At 36.7% G+C, this 19,281-nt stretch carries 18 protein-coding genes; 5 read left to right on the plus strand and 13 right to left on the minus strand.

Translation table 11 applies throughout. From position 1 onward, the window contains the following. Positions 1-21: 21 nt before the first annotated feature. Positions 22-891: a DUF808 domain-containing protein gene (locus AC5XHR_RS11470; protein WP_495950933.1), complete on the minus strand. Its 870-nt coding sequence runs from the start codon at positions 889-891 to the stop codon at positions 22-24. Between the two features lie 124 nt (positions 892-1,015). On the opposite strand from AC5XHR_RS11470, the gene AC5XHR_RS11475 reads away from it, so the two are divergent. Both AC5XHR_RS11475 and AC5XHR_RS11480 read left to right on the plus strand, forming a co-directional pair. Beyond that, on the plus strand, positions 1,016-1,438 hold the full coding sequence (locus tag AC5XHR_RS11475; RefSeq protein WP_495950934.1) for a hypothetical protein: 423 nt from the start codon (positions 1,016-1,018) through the stop codon (positions 1,436-1,438). A gap of 45 nt (positions 1,439-1,483) precedes the next feature. Further along, positions 1,484-2,500, plus strand: coding sequence for a TQO small subunit DoxD (locus tag AC5XHR_RS11480; RefSeq protein WP_495950935.1), 1,017 nt, complete (start codon positions 1,484-1,486; stop codon positions 2,498-2,500). 46 nt (positions 2,501-2,546) lie between these two features. Here the strand turns inward: AC5XHR_RS11480 and AC5XHR_RS11485 are convergent, their stop codons facing one another. From AC5XHR_RS11485 to AC5XHR_RS11520, 8 genes are all read right to left on the minus strand, one after another. Next, on the minus strand, positions 2,547-3,872 hold the full coding sequence (locus AC5XHR_RS11485) for a hydroxymethylglutaryl-CoA synthase family protein (RefSeq protein ID WP_495950936.1): 1,326 nt from the start codon (positions 3,870-3,872) through the stop codon (positions 2,547-2,549). 119 nt (positions 3,873-3,991) lie between these two features. Next, the gene (locus tag AC5XHR_RS11490) at positions 3,992-6,505 is read right to left on the minus strand and encodes a M1 family aminopeptidase (protein ID WP_495950937.1); all 2,514 of its coding nucleotides are present in this window, start codon (positions 6,503-6,505) and stop codon (positions 3,992-3,994) included. A gap of 57 nt (positions 6,506-6,562) precedes the next feature. Next, positions 6,563-7,357, minus strand: coding sequence for a thymidylate synthase (locus AC5XHR_RS11495; RefSeq protein WP_495950938.1), 795 nt, complete (start codon positions 7,355-7,357; stop codon positions 6,563-6,565). 82 nt (positions 7,358-7,439) lie between these two features. Continuing rightward, positions 7,440-7,916, minus strand: a complete 477-nt coding sequence (locus AC5XHR_RS11500) for a hypothetical protein (RefSeq protein ID WP_495950939.1) — start codon at positions 7,914-7,916, stop codon at positions 7,440-7,442. An 18-nt stretch (positions 7,917-7,934) separates the two neighbouring features. Further along, the gene (locus AC5XHR_RS11505) at positions 7,935-9,284 is read right to left on the minus strand and encodes an alpha-amylase family glycosyl hydrolase (protein ID WP_495950940.1); all 1,350 of its coding nucleotides are present in this window, start codon (positions 9,282-9,284) and stop codon (positions 7,935-7,937) included. A gap of 93 nt (positions 9,285-9,377) precedes the next feature. Continuing rightward, positions 9,378-9,968 carry an IS1096 element passenger TnpR family protein gene (locus AC5XHR_RS11510; protein ID WP_495950941.1) on the minus strand — a complete coding sequence of 197 codons (591 nt, stop codon included), beginning with the start codon at positions 9,966-9,968 and terminating at the stop codon, positions 9,378-9,380. Between the two features lie 101 nt (positions 9,969-10,069). Then, entirely contained in the window at positions 10,070-11,122 is a 1,053-nt protein-coding gene (locus tag AC5XHR_RS11515; RefSeq protein WP_495950942.1) for a sensor histidine kinase, read from the minus strand. A gap of 9 nt (positions 11,123-11,131) precedes the next feature. After that, complete coding sequence (locus AC5XHR_RS11520) at positions 11,132-11,809, minus strand: response regulator transcription factor (RefSeq protein ID WP_495950943.1); 678 nt, start codon at positions 11,807-11,809, stop codon at positions 11,132-11,134. A gap of 198 nt (positions 11,810-12,007) precedes the next feature. Between AC5XHR_RS11520 and AC5XHR_RS11525 the strand changes: the two genes are divergently transcribed. Then, complete coding sequence (locus AC5XHR_RS11525) at positions 12,008-14,638, plus strand: outer membrane beta-barrel protein (protein WP_495950944.1); 2,631 nt, start codon at positions 12,008-12,010, stop codon at positions 14,636-14,638. Positions 14,639-14,683: 45 nt separating this feature from the next. Beyond that, entirely contained in the window at positions 14,684-15,907 is a 1,224-nt protein-coding gene (locus AC5XHR_RS11530) for a beta-helix domain-containing protein (protein WP_495950945.1), read from the plus strand. Positions 15,908-15,990: 83 nt separating this feature from the next. Here AC5XHR_RS11530 and AC5XHR_RS11535 read toward each other — a convergent pair whose 3' ends face one another. From AC5XHR_RS11535 to AC5XHR_RS11550, 4 genes are read right to left on the minus strand one after another with little or no spacing between them, the layout of a single operon-like run. Beyond that, entirely contained in the window at positions 15,991-16,305 is a 315-nt protein-coding gene (locus AC5XHR_RS11535; RefSeq protein ID WP_495950946.1) for a barstar family protein, read from the minus strand. Between the two features lie 29 nt (positions 16,306-16,334). Further along, entirely contained in the window at positions 16,335-16,910 is a 576-nt protein-coding gene (locus AC5XHR_RS11540) for a ribonuclease domain-containing protein (protein WP_495950947.1), read from the minus strand. 14 nt (positions 16,911-16,924) lie between these two features. Then, positions 16,925-17,716, minus strand: a complete 792-nt coding sequence (gene nadE, locus AC5XHR_RS11545; protein WP_495950948.1) for an NAD(+) synthase — start codon at positions 17,714-17,716, stop codon at positions 16,925-16,927. Between the two features lie 9 nt (positions 17,717-17,725). Next, positions 17,726-18,253, minus strand: a complete 528-nt coding sequence (locus AC5XHR_RS11550) for a GNAT family N-acetyltransferase (RefSeq protein WP_495950949.1) — start codon at positions 18,251-18,253, stop codon at positions 17,726-17,728. A gap of 41 nt (positions 18,254-18,294) precedes the next feature. Here AC5XHR_RS11550 and gldB point away from each other — a divergent pair, with 41 nt between their 5' ends. Continuing rightward, positions 18,295-19,281 (plus strand): gliding motility lipoprotein GldB, encoded by a 987-nt coding sequence (gldB, locus tag AC5XHR_RS11555; protein ID WP_495950950.1) that lies wholly within the window; start codon positions 18,295-18,297, stop codon positions 19,279-19,281.

The raw sequence follows: 19,281 nt of genomic DNA on the forward strand, positions 1-19,281 counted from the left end.
TTAAAAACGAGCTTTCTATTTTTAATGGCTTTTTGCAGAGCCTAATACTTTTTTGACTAAAGCAACAATCAGCACAACGAGTAAACCTACAATTAACCCCAATCCCAATTCCTTAACAAAAGATGGAATACTAGGAAGCATATCGTGGAAAAAATGAATGTTATGAACGAAAATCCCTCCAGAAACCATTAATAAAGCGATGGTACCAATAATTCCTAGCGCTTTAATGATAATAGGCAAAGCTTTCACTAAAAAGTGACCAACTCCAGCCAAAAATCCTTTGTCATTGGACGATTTTATTAATTTAAAACCAGCATCATCCATACGGACAATAAGAGCCACAATTCCATAAACGCCAACAGTTGCTAATATTGCAACAACACAAACGGTGAGAATTTGAATTGCCATGGGCTCGTTTAATACAGAACCTAATGCAATAATGACAATTTCCACGGAAAGAATAAAATCGGTTGTTATCGCTGATTTTACTTTCTTCTTTTCAGCAGCTGCGCCATCTTCTTCAACTTCCTCAATTACCTCTTCTCCTTTCTTTTCTCTATGAAAAAGAAACTCAACAATTTTTTCTGCACCTTCATAAGCAAGAAATAAGCCTCCTAAAATCAATATAATTGCAATGACTTTAGGAAGAAATGCATTTAACAGAAGTGCAATAGGAACGATAATCAACTTGTTAATAAAAGAACCTTTTGTAATCGCCCATAGAACGGGAAGTTCACGCGAAGACAAAAAACCAGTTGCTTTCTCCGCATTTACTGCCAAATCATCTCCCAATATCCCCGCTGTTTTCTTAGTAGCCACTTTTGCCGCTACCGAAACATCGTCCATTAGAGCCGCAATATCATCTAATACTGCAAAAATACCTGATGCCATAATTTAATTTTCTGGTTGTAAAAATAAACTAAAATCCGTTTTTCTTCCTAGTCTTTTTTTATGTTTTCTCAATTAAATTATTGAAAATCTTAAGGTTTGTTAAGGTTTTGGAAACACTTTGCTTTTGAAAACATTAATTACTAGTTTTGCTCCCGAGATGCAAAAAACCAAGTTCCATAATCCCATTTTTCAATTTCACCGAAATTTTATTTGGTTGGTTATTGCACTTTTTTCGTTTGCCCCTTGTTCTGTAAAAGAACAGTGGCTTTCTCAAATTAATATTGAACACAACAATTCTACCAACAAAGTAAAAACTACAAACGTTTCTACTTCCATTTGTAGTGAACCGGTTCAAAGTTCTATTTCCGATTCAGATGTTCATCAAAAGCAAGAAAAAAAGTTTTCTGAACCCAATTTAGGAAGTGAAAACCGATTATACCTTGTTGAAAAAATCGAATTTAAAACCCAGTATTTCCTTAGTGAAAATCGAGGTAACAGCCCTCCTAAATATATTTTGTATCAACGATTAAAAATTAGCCTTGCGTAATTCTCATTTCGCAAAACATTTTCGTTGAACAAAATATTTTAAAACATGTCAAATTCTTTATTGAAGACCGCAAATACACAAGCGGGTCTATTTACATTAGCCTTTCGAATGGTGATTGGCTGGACGTATTTTTCTGCCTTTTGGAGGCGTTTAATCTTAGAAAATAAACTAATTCCCGAGGAAGCGGGATATATTGGAGAAAAATTCAACCATTTTCTCCCCAATGCTCTTTTTATAAAACCCATTATTGAACATTTGGTCACCAATCCAGATCAATTGCAAATTTCCATGGTCGTCTTCACTATCGTTGAAGCCATTGTTGGACTGTTTTTAATATTCGGATTGTTTACCCGATTTATGAGTATGGGTGTTTTCGGATTGGCGATGGGAATACTACTTGGAAGCGGTTGGATAGGCACAACGTGCTTGGACGAGTGGCAAATTGGCGTCTTAGGTGTCGCTGGAGGTTTCACGTTATTTTTTACAGGAAGCGGCCCGTACTCCATCGATTATTTGTTGATGCAAAAGCAAAAACCAATCGCAAAAACGAAATTATTTCGCTGGTTTGGCTCAGGTGAATTACCATTTAAAAATGAAAAAATCCCAGTTTTAGTTGGTTCTTTATTCATTTTAGGGTTAACATTATTCACGAATCAAGTATTTCATGGCGGCGTTTATGGAACCTTACATAACAAATCCGTCAAGCCCAAAGTGGAAATTTCAAATGTAACACTCAATCAAAATCAATTAAAATTTCAAATTTACCGAGTTGAAGGCGCCGATGTTTATGGATCATTTCTTATCGGAATTGATTTGTTAGATTCGAATGGAAATTCCGTTCTTAGTTTGGATGGAAAACAACTCTCAAAATTGGATAAAAGTCAAATCAATAATCACTATGTCACCAAAGTAAAACCTGGAAAGCATAGTTTGGTCATTCCATTGGGTGGAAAAGCGGATTTGCAACTTCCAACGAAAGATTTAGTCTTAAATCAGGGTGAAAAATATCTTCTTAAACTAACAGATATTAGTGGAACCGAATGGGCCGAAACTATTCAGTAGTAAAAGAAAAAGGTTGTCTTAAAGACAACCTTTTTTATTTTTCTATTTATTGATATTGATACCAACGAGCTCCGATAGAAACTGGATTTTCTTTTTCAATTGTTTTCAATCCAAATCCTTTGTATTGAGGATTTACAGAAGAATTCAATTGTTTTCTATGAAGTTGTTCGTAGGTTTCAAAACTAATTTTTGTACGATTTTGAAGCGATGAAAACAGATTCCATTTCGAAACAACGTCTTTCCATTCATTAATTACTTTACCCACAAAAACCTTCGATTTAGAACCACTTCCATAACCTAAAAATCCAATTTCCTGCCCAGCTAAATCTTCTCCTGCATCGTAACTCACTTGCAACGCCGAAAGTAAAGCCATGAAAATAGAAGCTGTATACATATTCCCAATTTCAGAAGAAGCACGTTGCGAAGGTTCAATTTTCTCATTGATAAATTGAATATACGCTTCCGATTTCGCCACAGCCTTTTGCTCATCCGCATTAGAATATGGTAACTGATTCTCTAAACTATAAAGCTCGGTAAAAACTCTTTTTCCATGAAATGCGTATGGTAAGTGGAAAATTAAATATCGCCAATTTTCGTAAGGCTTTTCTTTTCCAGTTTGTTCAACATAATGTTGATAGGCTTCGCGAATACGATCTTGGTAACACTGATTGGAATATTGCCCATCAAAAACAGGTTCATCGGTGAAGATTTCAATCGTATCTGGCATATTCTCACCAGCATTAGCTAAATCTGATTTTGAAGCTGTTCTTCGAGGTTTGAAAAAATCAAAAACACTTTCGGTAGCCACTCCAAAAACGGAATCAATTTCCATCAATTTTGGATTTGAAGACACTAAAACAGCAACTGCACCGCCACCTTGCGTATATTCTCCGGAAGAAGCCAATTCATATTTAGCATAATCGGAAGCGATAACAACCGCCTTTTTATCTGGATTAGCACGAACAAAATCCAAACAATTTTGAAACGCGTCTACTGCTCCAACACATGCAAAAGTAAGATCTACAACATCGCAATTTTTAAAAACACGTGCTCCGTATTGACTTTCTAAAACACCTTCCACCATTTGCATGGCATACGTTGCCGTTGGTTTTGCCGCATCCAAAGCACTTTCGGTTCCCAAATAAATTCTTGCAATTTCCTTTGGGTTTATGTTATAATCGTTGATTAATTTTAACAAAGCTTCGGCTGCAAAAGTTGCAGCATCTTCGTGCACATCAGGAAAAGCCATTTTATGCAATCCCAAACCTTTTTCCAATTTTGCGGCTTCAATATTTCGTTGCGCTGCCAAATCTTGAATTTCTAAATAAAGTGAGGGAACATAATAGCTTGCTGCTTCAATACCAAATTTCATTTTCCTATAATTTTAATGCGAATTTAGGAAAACATCCTTTTTAAACTGCCCTTTCATCACATAAATTATCAAAAAAATACACCTACTTTATAGCAAGTGCATTTTCAATTATCTTGATTTTACTTCGAGTAAGACTCGATGGTTTTGTTTAAAGAATCAATTTGTTTTTTAACTAAAGGATTCGTTGGGTTCGCTTTCAAAACTTGCATTTTACGATTGAGACCGTCTTTCAAAACTTGAAGCATCATCATTTTTGCTTGCGGATTCGACTCTAATTCCCCTTTCACTTGCCCCATAATTTTAATCAACTTTTCCGTTGCTTTAGCATTATCCGAACTCATTATCCATTGATACCCTTCTTCGGCTGAAGCGCCTAAAGTTGGATTTTGAAATTTCACAAAAGGATAAAAAGCCGCAACGGAAGCTATCGCTGGCATATGCTTTTCTAATTTGTTTTTTACAATAATTGGAAGTAAAACATTCATGATATCTTCTGAAGCATTACTCAAATCAACTTGATTAGAATAGGTAGCAACTTTCGAAGGCTCTAAACTTGCGATTCCCGCCAAAGCTGCTCCTTTCACTGCTGTAGAAGGTGTTTTCATCGCATTTTCAAATACAACTAAATATTTAGGTTGGTTTAATTTTCCTAACGCCATCAATGCCGCGGCTTGAACTAAAGTCTTCGGATCTTGCGTTGCTAGTTTCTCCACTTCGGATAAAGCTTGCTTTGCAACCGATGAATTAGACAAATCTAAACCACTAATTGCTTTTTCACGAACTCGGAAATACGGATCTTTCAAGGCAGCGACTAACGTTTTTATGGCTACATCATTCTTTTGGCCCATATCAACTACCGCACTAACTGCTTGATAACGTCCGTAAAACTCTTTGGTATTTTGATATTGTGCTAAATAATTCTCTGCCGTTTTCGATTGCGTAATGTCCGCTACCAAAACTCCATCCGGATTCAAATTAACAAATTCTGGATTTTTTGTGGCTGGAAATGTGAAGTTATTTTTGGATTTTGCATTTACCCAAACCATTTTACGACTTGCTTTTCCATTTTCGAAAACATCTAACGTCAACGGAAATTCAAACAAAGGGGTTTGATTTTGATTGATTGAAATCGTAACTTCTTTTTTAACTGGTTCGAAATGGCTTGTATAACTAATTTTCGGGTGACCGTTGCTAAAATACCATTGATTAAAAAACCAATTCAGGTCTTTACCAGAAATTTTTTCCATCGCAAGACGAATCTGATGAGCCTCTCCCGTTCCATATTCGTTCGATTTCAAATACTCCGTCATACCGCCAAAAAAAGCTTCGTCACCCAGATAATTTCGCAACATATGGAGAATACTTCCCCCTTTATTATAGCTCACCAAATCAAAAACATCTTCTCGAGACGCATAATTAAAGCGAACTAAATGTTTACTATAATCTTCTGGATCATGCAAATAGCGGCCAATATCTGTTAATTTATGATATTCAGCATCGTCTTTTCCGTATTGATGTTCAAACCACAAATACTCCGAATAATTAGCAAACGATTCATTAACCGTTAAATTACTCCAACTTTCTGCGGTAACTAAATCTCCAAACCAATGGTGAAAAAGTTCATGTGCAATTGTTGCTTCCCATTTGTTTTCGTCTTTCAAATCTTCTGCCGTTTGTTGCGCAGAATCATCATGCAAAGTCGCCGTAGTATTTTCCATCGCTCCCGAAACGTATTCTCGAGCCGTCATTTGTGAATATTTCGCCCATGGATACGGATAATTCAATTTTTTAGAATAGAAATCCATCATTGCTGGCGTATTCCCGAAAATTCCTTTTGCGTAAGGCTCGTACGCCTTTTCAACATAGTAATCAACAGGAATTCCATTCCATTGGTCTTTCACAACCGCATATTCGCCCACGCCCATGAAAAATAAGTACGGAGCATGTTTTTTATTCATCACCCAATGATCAGTGCGTTGTCCATTATTTTCTTTTTTAGATTCCTTTAAAAGTCCGTTCGACAAAGTCACATACTCATCAGGAACTGTCATGTAAATTTCCTGAGTGGTTTTCTGATTTGGCTTGTCAATCGTTGGAAACCAAGCCGAAGAAGATTCTGTCTCACCTTGCGTCCAAATCTGAACGGGTTTTTCTGGATCTTGCTTCTTCGCATTCACAAAATACAAACCTTTAGCATCGTTAATCGCCGCACTTCCCTCCTGTTTCACTTCATTAGGTCTTGCCGTATATTTTATGTAAATCGTATACTCTTGATTTCGGCTATACGTTTTATCTAAATTAATTTTTAAAATATCCTTTTGATACTCGTACTTCAAAGGTTGTTTTGAACCTCCTTTATCTAAAGCAACTTCGTGAATGAGCATTGACTTCGCATTCAAAACCAACGAATCACTTGGATAAAAATACGGACTTGCCGTAAGCCATTCTTCACCATTCATTTGCTCTTTATCAAAGTCAAAATTCACTTTCAATTTGGTGTGTTTCAAGTCCGTCCACTTGGTGTGACTTGCTCTGTAAACACCTTCTCTATTGGAAGTTTCCGTTTGCGCTTGAAAAAAAGTAGGTATCGATATCGCAGCAAGAAATAATGCAGCAGTAAAAATTTTATTCATGAGTTTTAACTAAATTAATCTATAAAAAAATGCCAGTAGATACACCGGCATTGCTTATTAAATCGCTACAGGCGCTTTAATTCCTGGATATGGATCGTAATTTTCTAACGTAAAATCATCAAAATCAAAATCGAAAATATCTTTAATTTCTGGATTGATTTTCATGGTTGGAAGCGCTTTCGGTTCTCGTGCCAACTGTTTTTTCACTTGTTCGAAATGGTTGTTGTAAATATGAACATCACCAAAACTATGCACATAATCGCCCACTTCAAGGTCACAAACTTGCGCTACCATCATCAACAACAATGCATAACTGGCAATATTGAACGGAACCCCTAAAAAGACATCCGCACTTCGTTGATACAATTGCAATGACAATTTTCCATTGGCCACATAAAACTGAAACATCGCATGACAAGGGGCTAGTGCCATATTTGGAATTTCAGCAGCGTTCCAAGCAGAAACGATTAATCTTCTAGAATCTGGATTTTTTTTGATTTGCTCAATCACCTCCGAAAACTGATCGACCACTTTATTGTCCGCTCCTTTCCAACTTCTCCACTGCGCACCATATACAGGCCCTAAATCTCCATTTTCATCTGCCCATTCGTCCCAAATAGAAACGCCGTTATCTTTCAAATATTGAATATTCGTATCGCCTTTCAAAAACCACAATAGCTCGTAAACGATGGATTTTAAATGCACTTTTTTAGTCGTCACTAAAGGAAAACCTTTAGACAAATCATAACGCAATTGGTAGCCAAAAACACTGCGTGTTCCAGTTCCTGTGCGGTCCGTTTTGTCGGTTCCGTTATCTAAAATATGCTGTAAAAGTTCGTGGTAATTCTGCATGGAGATGTATAAAAATTCGTGAACTCAAATGTATAAAAAAAGACTGATGCAGTAAAATAGAAAAACCAAAAAAATGAACGAATTAGAAAATATCAATTAGTTGAAAACTCATTCCGTTGAAAGTGATAGAATTTCCTATACTTTTTCCTGCTAAAATCTTTGCTAAAGGCGCATCCATAGAAATACACATCAACGTTTTTCCATCCAATTCCATTTTTCCTAATGAAATTCCGAAAAAGAAAAATCCTTTATTGGTATTGGCTAAAGCAGATGATTCAATACTTTCGGAAGGTTGAATAGAAAGTTTATCTGCAATGCGTTGAAGCTCCAATGCTTGGTTGAGCTGACCTTGCAATTGATTAATTTCTTGCTGAAGCATTTCGCGTCCCGTTTCGTATTTGTCTCCCATCGAAGATTTGGTATCGTTGTTGGAACTACGCATTTCGTCAATAAGCTTTTGTAAACCTTCAACTTTCTCTTTGGTGAGTTTCTGAATTTGCTGTATTACGATTTCTTTATTCATAGAAATAACAAAGAACGGAAAAAATCCGTTCTTCATTATTTATTTTACCGTTATTTATTTTACAAAAACGGCGTAATCCGAAACTTTGAAATCAAAATTTTTATCCGAATCAAAATTTCTTGTCGTTTGCGTAAATGCTTCCTTAAAACTTCCTGATGCCTGAGCATCTTCTAGAGAAAACTTCACAGGGTCTTTGGACATATTCAAAACAACAAGCACTTCCGAGTTTCCATTTTTACGTTTGTATGCAAAAATTTTATCGTTTGCTGATGTATTTAAAATATGAGTAGAAACGCTTGCATCACCACCTCTCAAAGCGGGAACTGTTGATTTTAATTGAAGTAACGTCTTATAAAAATCAGCCATTTCAAACGAACCATTCCATTCGATCACGTCTTTTTCAAAGAATTCTAAACGTTTTTTGTTCGGCAATTCTTGACCCGAATATAGCAAAGGAACTCCGTTCCAAGTTGCTGAGAAAACCGCTAAAGGCTTTGCAATAACGCCGTATTTCTCATATTCGGTTCCGTTCCATGTGTTTTCATCGTGGTTTGATGTAAACCAAGCACGTTGCGTTTTGTCTCCTAAAGCCGAATATTTGTGCAACAGAGCCTTCAAATCATCCAAAGAAACTTTATTATCGTAATAGTCTTTGGTTTTGTGCATCCACGTCCATGAATAACTCGCATCGAAAACACGACCGTATTCTGGCGTATCCAATTCATCGTATTCACCTAACCAGAAAAGAGGTTTTACTTTTTCAACTTCAGGTTTTGCTTCTTCCCAGAAATCCACTTCTACCCAACTAGCAAGATCGCAACGGAATCCGTCGATATTTGTTTCGCGAACCCAAAACTTCATTGCCTCAATCATGGCTTTACGCGTTGCAGGCTTCGAGTAATCCAATTCAATAATATCATCCATTCCTGATGCGATTTGAAAATCGTTGGTTTTTGGATCCATTAAATAGTATTCAGGATGTGTTTTCGTCCAAACATGATCCCAACCGGTATGGTTCGCCACCCAGTCAATAATTACTTTGAAACCTTGTCTGTGCGCTTCTTTCACCAAACGTTTGAAATCATCCATCGTCCCAAATTCTGGATTGATCGATGTATAATCTGCCGCCGCGTATTGGCTTCCTAAACTTCCTTTTTTATTTTTTTGAGCGATTGGAGTGATTGGCATAAACCAAAGGGTTTTCACTCCCATTTTTTTCAAGCGCGGAAGGTCTTTTGCAAATGCATTGAAAGTACCTTCTTGCGTGTATTGTCTTAAATTAACTTCGTAAATATTCGTGTTATGTTTCCACTGATCGGGTGATTCCATCGTATTCTTAGATTTTTGAGTGGCACAGGACAGCAGTCCCATACCGATGATTGCCATTACAACTAACTTTTTCATATACTAATTTTGGGGATTGTGAGCCAAAAATACTAAAAAAGCCTGAGTTATTCTCAGGCTCTTTCATCTATTTTTTATGATGTAAGTAGAATCTTAATCTTCTTCGCGATCGTCTTCGAAGTTATCATCTTCGTATCCTACTTCTTCTTCGTCATCAAAAGAATCATCATCTTCGTCATCGAAACTTTCGTTACCAAAATCGTCATCAAAGTTAAAATCATCATCCATTAAAGGCATTGCTGATTTTTTTCCTTTTCCTGAAGCGGCACCGCCATTTTTCCCTGGCGCTTTCAAAGGCGCGTTTCCGAAACGGAAAGCTGTAATTGGATAATTTACAGCAGGTTTTTCCTCGGTAGTATCCACCAACTCACAGTAAAATTCCCATAAATCTAATAAACCATACTGAAATTGAGCTTTGTCACCCGTTGTTTCAAAAGCTTCGTCGATATAAATATCAGACATAATTTCACCATCTCCGTCATCACTCATGTCTTCCAAAGGAACTGATTTTACAACCGTTCCGTCTTCTTCCAAAAGGTTGAACGCAGACAACTCTTCTCCCTGCAGGCTAAAGGCACTTTTAATTCCCAAGTGAAGATTCCACAAGGTTTGTTTTCCTTTGATCTCGATGTCTCTGAAAACATCCTCTTTAGCATCTAAAATTACGCGAATTTTATAAACCATTTTTTTCTCTCTTTTCTTTATTCAATTGAACTGATGCAAAGATATGATAATTGAAAAATGACAAAAAATTAATTGAATATTTTTTTACAAAAAAGATTTTTTTAAATTCCCGGCTTCGGGATCTCTTGTGCTTTTTTCAATAAGAAGTTAAATTTCGTCCCTTCCAAATACTCACTAGCAACGGTAATTGTCTCGCCGTGACCCTCTAAAATATGCTTTACAATAGCTAATCCCAAACCAGAACCACCATCTTTTCTATTTCTACTGGTTTCGACACGATAAAAACGTTCAAAAATCCTCGGCAAAGCGTCTGGTTTTATTCCCATTCCATTGTCGGCAACTTCCACCATCACCTTATTTTTCAGATAGGCGGTCGTAATTTTTATCGTTGCTTCTTGTCGATTGGAATAATGAATTGCATTGGAAACCAAATTAATTAAAACTTGGGAAATTTTCTGTTTATCGGCTTCAACAAAGATTTGTGGTAACGCTGGAACTAATTTTAAAATTGCACCTTTCTTTTGAGCTTCAATCTCCAATAAATCAAAGACTTCGCGAATCAATGAATTTAAATCAAATGTTGTAATGTTAAGTTTAATTTCATCCGCTTCGAACTGATTAATCATGTCCAAATCATTGACAATATTAATCAATCGTTCCACAGAAATACCTATTCTATCCAAATATTTCCCTAGAATGACCGGATTTTCGGAAGCGCCATCCAATAACGTTTCTACATAGCCTTGAATGGAAAAAAGCGGTGTTTTAAGCTCGTGGGAAATGTTTCCTACATATTCTTTTCGGAAAACTTCCATTTCTTTAAGTAAATCCAATTCGGATTCGCTTTCTTTTTTGATGTCGGAAATTTTCTCGCTCAATTCCTTGAAACCCATCAAATCTTCCACTTGAAAACCTACTTCGGGAATATTTTCCGCCATTTTTTTTAATTGCCTTTTTCCGTACACCGAAAACAAAGTTTCAATCCCGAAAAAGGTGACAATAAAAATAAGAACCGTAGTAATGATGAGTAAATACGTGAGATTGAACTCAAACTGACTCACATTATTACGAGCGTCATCAAACAAAATTACAATCACTACAATAGCGATTGTCATTAAGGATGCGGTAAGAAATGAAAGTCGGCTAAATCTCATGCAACAAAGTTACACAACTAATTTGTAACCGATACCTTTAAGAGTTTGTATAGAATCGTCGCCTAATTTTTCGCGCAAACGACGGATATGAACATCAATCGTTCTCTCGCCTACGACCACGTCGTTTCCCCAAACTTTCTCCAAGATCTCTTCTCTTTTGAAAACTTTCTCCGTATTCGAAGCCAATAGATATAAAAGATCGAACTCTTTTTTGGGAAGCGGCATAAATTTTCCGCTTTTAGAAACGCGAAAATTATCTTTATCAATAACCATATCGCCAATTTCTAATACTTTGGATGTATCTTCTATTTGGGCATTCAGCTTTAATAAAGCATTGATTTTTGAAATCAGAATTTTTGGTTTGATTACTTTAACTACGTAATCGTTTGCGCCAGCTTGGTATCCGGCAAGTTGAGAAAACTCCTCGCCACGAGCCGATAAAAAAACGATTAACGTTCTTTGTAACTCTTTTATTTTACGAAGATCTTGGCAGGTTTCGATACCATCTTTTTCAGGCATCATCACATCCAAAAGAATTAGGTCTGGATGAATTTCTCTGGCTTTTTCAATTCCTTTTACTCCATTATCAGCCGTATATACTTGGTACCCTTCTTTTTCTAAATTGTACGAAAGGATTTCCAAAATATCATGCTCATCATCTATTAAAAGGATTTTTTTTGCACTCATTTTTACTTTTTAATTTATTGTAGAACTTTCAAATTTAGGCAAAAAGGTCACTCGAAATCAAGAGGTTTTCACAATTCACATAAAATTAATATTTCCCTATTTCTGTTAAAGGAATGGTAACGTAAAGTTAAGATTTTAGAAAACAACACACCTCACTTTAATCTATTCCTTTGCACCGAAGAAAAAGTAATAAAAAGAATGAAAGTCTATAAACTAAGTATTGCAGTATTGTTTCTTGCGGGTGTAAGTGTAACCGCCCAACAAGCGAAACAAGACACTATTAGAAAGGAAACGTCACTAGAAGGCGTTACGGTAAAAGCAAGTAATAACAAAAAAACAGAAGCTGCAGTTCTTGTTGAACAAAAGAAAGCCATCATCCAAAAACAGGCTGTAAGTGCGGAAGAAATTTCTAGAAAAGGAATCTCGAACGTTGAGCAAGGTTTAACGAAAGTTACCGGAATTACAACGGTTGAAGGACGTGGACTTTTCGTAAGAGGATTGGAAGAGCGTTACAACTACCTTTTAATTAACGGATTGGGATCGCCATCGAACAACCCGTTCCAAAAAATTATCGCATTGAAGCAGTTCCCAACGGATGTTGTTGGAAAACTGAACATTTATAAAACCTTCAACTCCAATCTTTACGGAGATTTTGCAGGAGCAACCTTTGATATTGAAACATTAACGATAGATAAAGCGTTCTCTAAAGTAGAATTCGGGATCGGTGTTAATACGCTATCAACATTCAGAAATCAATTTAAAATTGCTGAAGGAGCTTCAGGATTTGACGGATATTTAGGTTTGAATTCAGAAGACAGAAGACTTCCTTCTTTAGTTCGTGGAAAAAGACCAACGAACCATAAATTTACAACCGAAGAATCGTTAAACGCTTTCAAAGATTCTTGGAATGTAGACAATGTAAAATCGCTACCTAACACAAGTTTAGGATTTACAACGGCTCAAAGAATCAGAACTGGAGAACAAAGTACGTTAGGAATTATGTTTTCCCTAAACCAATCTTCGAAATACAACTATCAAGAAGGCAACAACAACCAATACAGAAGTTTGGGCGAGCAAGGAACGGTTTATTTGAACAAGCTAAATCGTAAAGAATACGAATACGAAACAGAATCGGCGGCATTATTAGGATTAAACTACAAACGTTTAGGAACGAATTTACTCTTAAATGCCATCTATTTGCAAAACGCGCAAAACACAATCTCAGATAACTTCGGGTACAAAAACCAAGAAGTAAACAACACATCAGGATTTTTCAGAACCAACCAATTGGATATTTCAAGATTCTTGGATTTGCAATTATTGGGATCTCAAAAAATTGATGATCGAAATCAAATTAAAGCGGGAGCAAGTTACGTGATCAACAATTACAGTCAGCCCGATCGTAAAATCATGGACGGAAACTTAACGGATGCTAATGGACACGCACTTCCTGCAGGTTCAATGAACATGACATACGGTGGAAACAACTTAATCCGTCAGTATCTTGATGTTGATTCTCGTTTCTACGGATCAGCTTTCGCTGAATATCAACTTTCTTTAGGAAACAAAGGCGACAAAAAAGAATATCCTGTACAAATCAATGTTGGATACAATGGTTTTGCAGATTTCAGAAAGACGAGCTACCGTTTCATCTTCGGAAGAAAAACAACCGCGTCTAACGATTCGCACATCATTAACATCGATAAGCCTCAAACTGCTTTTGATCAAGCGATTTCTAACGGTTTATTGTTCTTCCAAGAAGGATCAGACGCTTCTCAGTTCTACTCAAGTTTCTATCAAATGGTGAACGCAGGTTACGCAACCGTAAACTTGAAACCGACAGAATCTTGGGACATCTTATTGGGAGCGCGTTACGAAACCGATATGACCTTAATTCGTTACTCACAATTAAGTGCCGATAAAAAAGAGAATTTAGATAAAACAAGAAACGAATTCTTACCATCAATCTCGGTTAAGAAAGCATTAGGAGATAGAAACAATTTACGTTTCGCTTTCAGTAAAACGGTTACAAGACCGATTTTGATTGAGACGCTTCCTATTGAATACATCAGCCCAGATAACGTATCGGTAATCGGTAACCCAAATATCAAAACGAGTGATAACTACAACTTCGATTTGAAATGGGAATATTTCGGATCTAAAAAAGAATTCTTCGCAGCGAACCTTTTCTACAAGAAAATTGAAAACGCTATTGAAAGATCATTAACAGCATCTGCAAACGCAACAGGAACAACCATTACGTTCTTCAACGCAACAAGTGCTGATGTTTACGGTATCGAGCTTGAAGGAAATATCGGATTGGGAAGACTTTCGGAATCTCTAGATCGATTCTCGTTAGGAGCCAATGCAACCATTATGCACACCGATGTGAAGAGAAGCGACAAGCAGCTTGACATGGAGCGTCCGTATTGGGTAGACTTGAAAGACCTTAAGAAGAGAGGTTTGCAGGGAGCTGCACCATACACTATCAACGCAGATTTGAAATACGAATACAAAAACAAAGACAACTTTGCGAAAACATTCTCTTTAGTGTACAACGTTTCTGGAAAGAAAATCTACGCAACAGGAGGTTCAGGAACGGATAATTACTATGAATTGCCTTTCCACCAATTGGATTTCGTTTATCAGAATCAAATCAACAAAAACTGGAATGTAAAATTCGCTATACAAAACATTTTAAACAGCCAATATAAAATTAACATCGGAGACGAAGGATACAACCATTTAGACTTAAACAACGGAACCAACCTTCTAAACGATTTCTACAAAGGAGTGAACTTCAACATGACTGTTGGATACACATTCTAAACCAAAATTTAACCAAATAATTAATCAATAAATCTACATATCAAAATGAAAAGAAAAGTATTATCATTAGTATCGCTTGCTTTAGTATCAGGAATCGCTCTAACATCGTGTACCATTGAAGTAAATGACGGGTTCGACGGCGATGGAGGTCAAGGAGGAGGAGGTGGAACTACCGAATCTGTATTAAGCGGAAGCGGAACTTTAAGTGGAACTATTTCTAAAGACCTTTTAATTAAAAAAGGAGCTTATACGCTTGACGGAATTGTAAAAGTTACCGGAAACGCAACAATTACGATTGAACCAGGAGCTACATTTACCGTAAACACAACAAAAACGAGTAGCTTAGTAGTGTTGCAAGATGGTAAAATCAACGCACAAGGAACTGCTTCTGAGCCTATCGTTTTCACAACAGCAACTAAAACTCCGGGAGATTGGGGTGGAATTACACTTTACGGAAACGCACCTATCAAAGCGGTAAACGGAAACGCACAAGCGCTTTCTGAAGACGGAAACAACGTATATTACGGTGGTTCTGATGCAAATTCGAATTCAGGAACAATGAAATTTGTACGTGTAGAATATGCAGGTAAGAAAATCGGTGACGGTACTTCTGAAACCAACTCAATGACTTTCTACGCGGTAGGAGCTGGAACGGTTTTGGAAAACTTGGTAACATACAAAGGAACGGATGATGGTTACGAATTCTTCGGAGGAACCGTTTCTGCAAAGAACATTATTTCTTACGGTAACTATGATGATTCTTTTGACTGGCAAGATGCTTGGAGCGGACAAAACAACACGAACTGGTTTGCTTTCCAAACAGGAACAGGGAATTTCGGAATGGAGATTGAATCTTCAGGAAACGCGGATAACACAGCTCCAAAAATTTCGAACATCACGTTGATTAGAGATAACAACACGAATCCAGAGTCACCAAACTCTCCAGAAATTTCTGCAATTCAGTTCAAAAAACACGGAACAGGAATTTTCTCTAACGTTTACGTTAGCGGATACAAAAATATTGGATCTCAGAAAGCATACGCGGTACTTATCCAAGACGCAGCTACAGAAACGGCGCAAGTTGCCACTGGAAAAATCGTTGTAAACCCACTTTCTTACAACAATTCTGACAATCTAGGAGTTTGGGGTTATGCATATTCTCAAGCAAATCCTAAATCATTCACAAATGGAACAGTAACTAAAGTTGTCCTTACAGAAGGAGCTTGGGCTACTGTTGATGGAGTCAATTTATTAGCTCCTTTGAAATAAGACCCATTTAAATTTTCTTCATATCAACAAAAAAAATACGATGCTCTCGAGTATCGTATTTTTTTTATGTTCATATTTAAATTCTATTCAGAATCCGCTTCGCCTTCTTCCTCATCTTCGTCTTCGTACTGCTCAAGATAATAGGAAAACGAAAAATCTTCAACCTCATCTTCAGCGTCTTCAAGCGTCGTTAACAAATCTTCAAATGTTTCAAGTTGATCGACGCTCATGTTCACAAATTCAATATGCAAAGGCAACTTTATATCCCCAGTTATCGAATCAAACAAAGCATCCAAATTATCTCCGAAATACTCGGGAAGCGTTAGTTTTTCTTTTAGTTGTGTGTAAAAATCTTCGTAATCTCCGATTTCACTAAAGTCTATATATACTTCTTTCATTGCTAAATCTAAGTTTTATGAGTGCAAAATTACTGCTTTTCGAAGGTTTTATAATGGTTTTTTGTTAAATAAACATCGCCATTTTTGGTAAAAACAATACGATCTGCATTTCTTCTTCCGCACGAATAATTCACATCCGCCTCAAAATACGAATCTCCCTTTGGAAGTGTTTTCTCTCGATTGCTAAAATGATCGCCACCAATCGCTCTTCCCGGTAAAACATCGCACAAATTTCCTTTCGAAGCTTCCCAACCTTGATTTCGGGCTTCTCCTTTGGTGATGTAATAATCAGGCAATTTATGATGTTCTTTTACATAGGCTATCACACGATTTTCTTCGGTTAAATCATCAATATTGGATATTGATGTTCCAGAAGACTGTTGATTTTCATTGCTGTTGTTATTCCAATTGGATTTAGTTTTCGACTTGGACTTTGAATTGGATTTACTTCCGTAATCAGAATCCGATTTCGAATTTGAAATTTCAGTTGACGAAGAATCTGGATTTTTCTTCTCAATTTTATAATTATTGAAAAGATACATCGCAAGCATTCCTACCAAAAGGCCAACAACCAAATAAAATAGTGATTTGTTCTTTGAATTCATGGTTTATTTTCAGATTAATTTCTCCACTCCTCCGGAATATCACACACCGGAATTGGGTTGATTTTATGTTGTGCCGCACGATTCATACGTTGAAAAATCTTGAAAACCTCCAAATCTCTTCCGCTATAATCAGCTTCAGTTTTGGTTCCGTATTCTTTCTGAATTTTCTCCAATTCCGGATACGTTGCTCCAATTTGTTGTTCATCTGTACGATCAACATCCCATAAACCATCGGTTGGAATGGCATTTTTAATACTTTCCGGAAGGTCCAAAACGCGGGCAAGTTCATAGACCTCGGTTTTGTATAAATCTGCAATTGGTGAAACATCGACTCCTCCATCGCCGTATTTTGTGTAAAAACCAATTCCAAAATCTTCAACTTTATTCCCCGTTCCACACACCAAAAGACTGTTGATTTGCCCATAATAATACAATGTCAACATGCGTAAACGGGAACGTGTATTCGCAAAAGCCAACTTTTCGTTGGGAAATTCTTCATCATGAACATCAAAAGTTTTATACAATTCTTCAAAAGCGGGAGTTAAATCCACGCTCATTCCTTTTACATTGGGAAACTTCGCTTCCAAAAAACGAATATGTTCCAAAGCGCGATCCGTTTGATCCACTTTTTGACGAATCGGCATCTCAATCGCTAAAACATCCAATCCCGTCATCGCGCACAATGTGGAAACAACACCCGAATCAACTCCGCCCGAAACTCCAATAACATAGCCTTTTACACCAGCTTTCGTGGCGTAGTTTTTTAACCAATCGACAATATGTTGAATTACTTTATCTGTTTGCATTTTTTATTTTTATTTTGAATTATTTTGATGTACAAACCAAATACAACGTCCATCGGATTCCATGAAATCGCCTTGAATCTCAAAACCTAATTTTTGTAAAACATGATGTGAGCCAACATTTTCTTCATGCGCATACGCGAAAAGTCCTTTGACCCCCATTTCGTTAAACGCTCGATCTACAAAAGGTTTGTTAGATTCCGTTGCATAACCTTTCCCCCAAGATTCGGGTAAAAAGCGATATCCGATTTCATAAAAATTTTGGTGTCCATTCACTTCATAATCCACAAATTTCAGTCCAGCCCAGCCGATTAAAAGATTGGATTCCTTTTCAATGACTGCAAAACGTCCAATTCCGAATTTCTCATATTGCGCTTGAATCATCTCAATAACCGCTCGACTTTGGCTAGGCTCGGTAAGCACGGGCTGACCTACATATTTCATTACTTGTGGGTTACTATCCAACAAAAACAAGCGATGCACATCCTCTGCAACGAGTGGACGGAGGATTAATCTTTCGGTTTCTATAGGATTCAGCATAGGAAAGTTGTATTTTTGTTCCTTATTTTGATGTAAAAATAATGAAGTTTTTGAGAATATTTTCCGTTGGAATCATAATTTTTGGCGCATTGCTTTCTTGTAAAAAAGAAACCGAAAAGCAATGGGACACCCAAATTGAAAAACCTGTTGATAAAGTTGAAATCGTTGATATTTCGAAAGAATTTTACAACCCGAACCTACCTTTAGAAGAGTTTCAGAAGCAGTTTCCATGGTTTCAAGGAACGGTTACGAACGAAGATTTTGTAAAACGAAGACAAGATTCTGCCGAAGCCAAAATCTATCATGAAGCGATTGCAAAAATTGACATCAAAAAATTGGATGCCGATCTGAAAAAGCTTTACGCACGTATCCATCAGTATTTTCCAAATTTCAAAACACCGAGAACGTATTTGTATTCATCGGCTTTGCAAGCGGTAACGGATCCTATTTTTTACAAACCCGAAGAAAATTTCATTTTCGTGGATGTTACGGCGTTTATGGGCGAGAACAATCCGAGATACAAAGGTTTAGAACAATACTATCAAACCTCGATGAATCCTCAAAATATCGTTCCAAAAATCTCTCAAATTTTAGCGGAGAGCAAAGTTCCATTCAACAGAGATCATCAAAAATTCTTGGATCAATTGGTGTATCAAGGAAAAATCATGACCTTACAAGACGCTTTTTTGCCGGAAACACCTGATTATTTGAAAATTAACTACACTCAAAAGCAATACGATTGGGCGGTTGCTAATGAAGTGAATATTTGGAATTATTTAGTTGAGCAAAACCTTTTATACAGCGACGATTCTCGACTAGTTGATCGTTTTATCGCTCCAGGACCTTTTTCTAAATTTTACACAGAAATCGATAACGAATCAACTCCTCAAATTGGAATTTTTACGGGATGGCAAATTTGTAAAAAATACTTCCAAGTAAATCCAGACACGCCTTTGCAAAAGTTTTTGGATACCAACGCTCAGGAAATTTTCACGCAAGCGAAATACAAACCTAAATTTACTGAGTAA

This window comes from Kaistella sp. CFF1-2 (assembly GCF_059509915.1).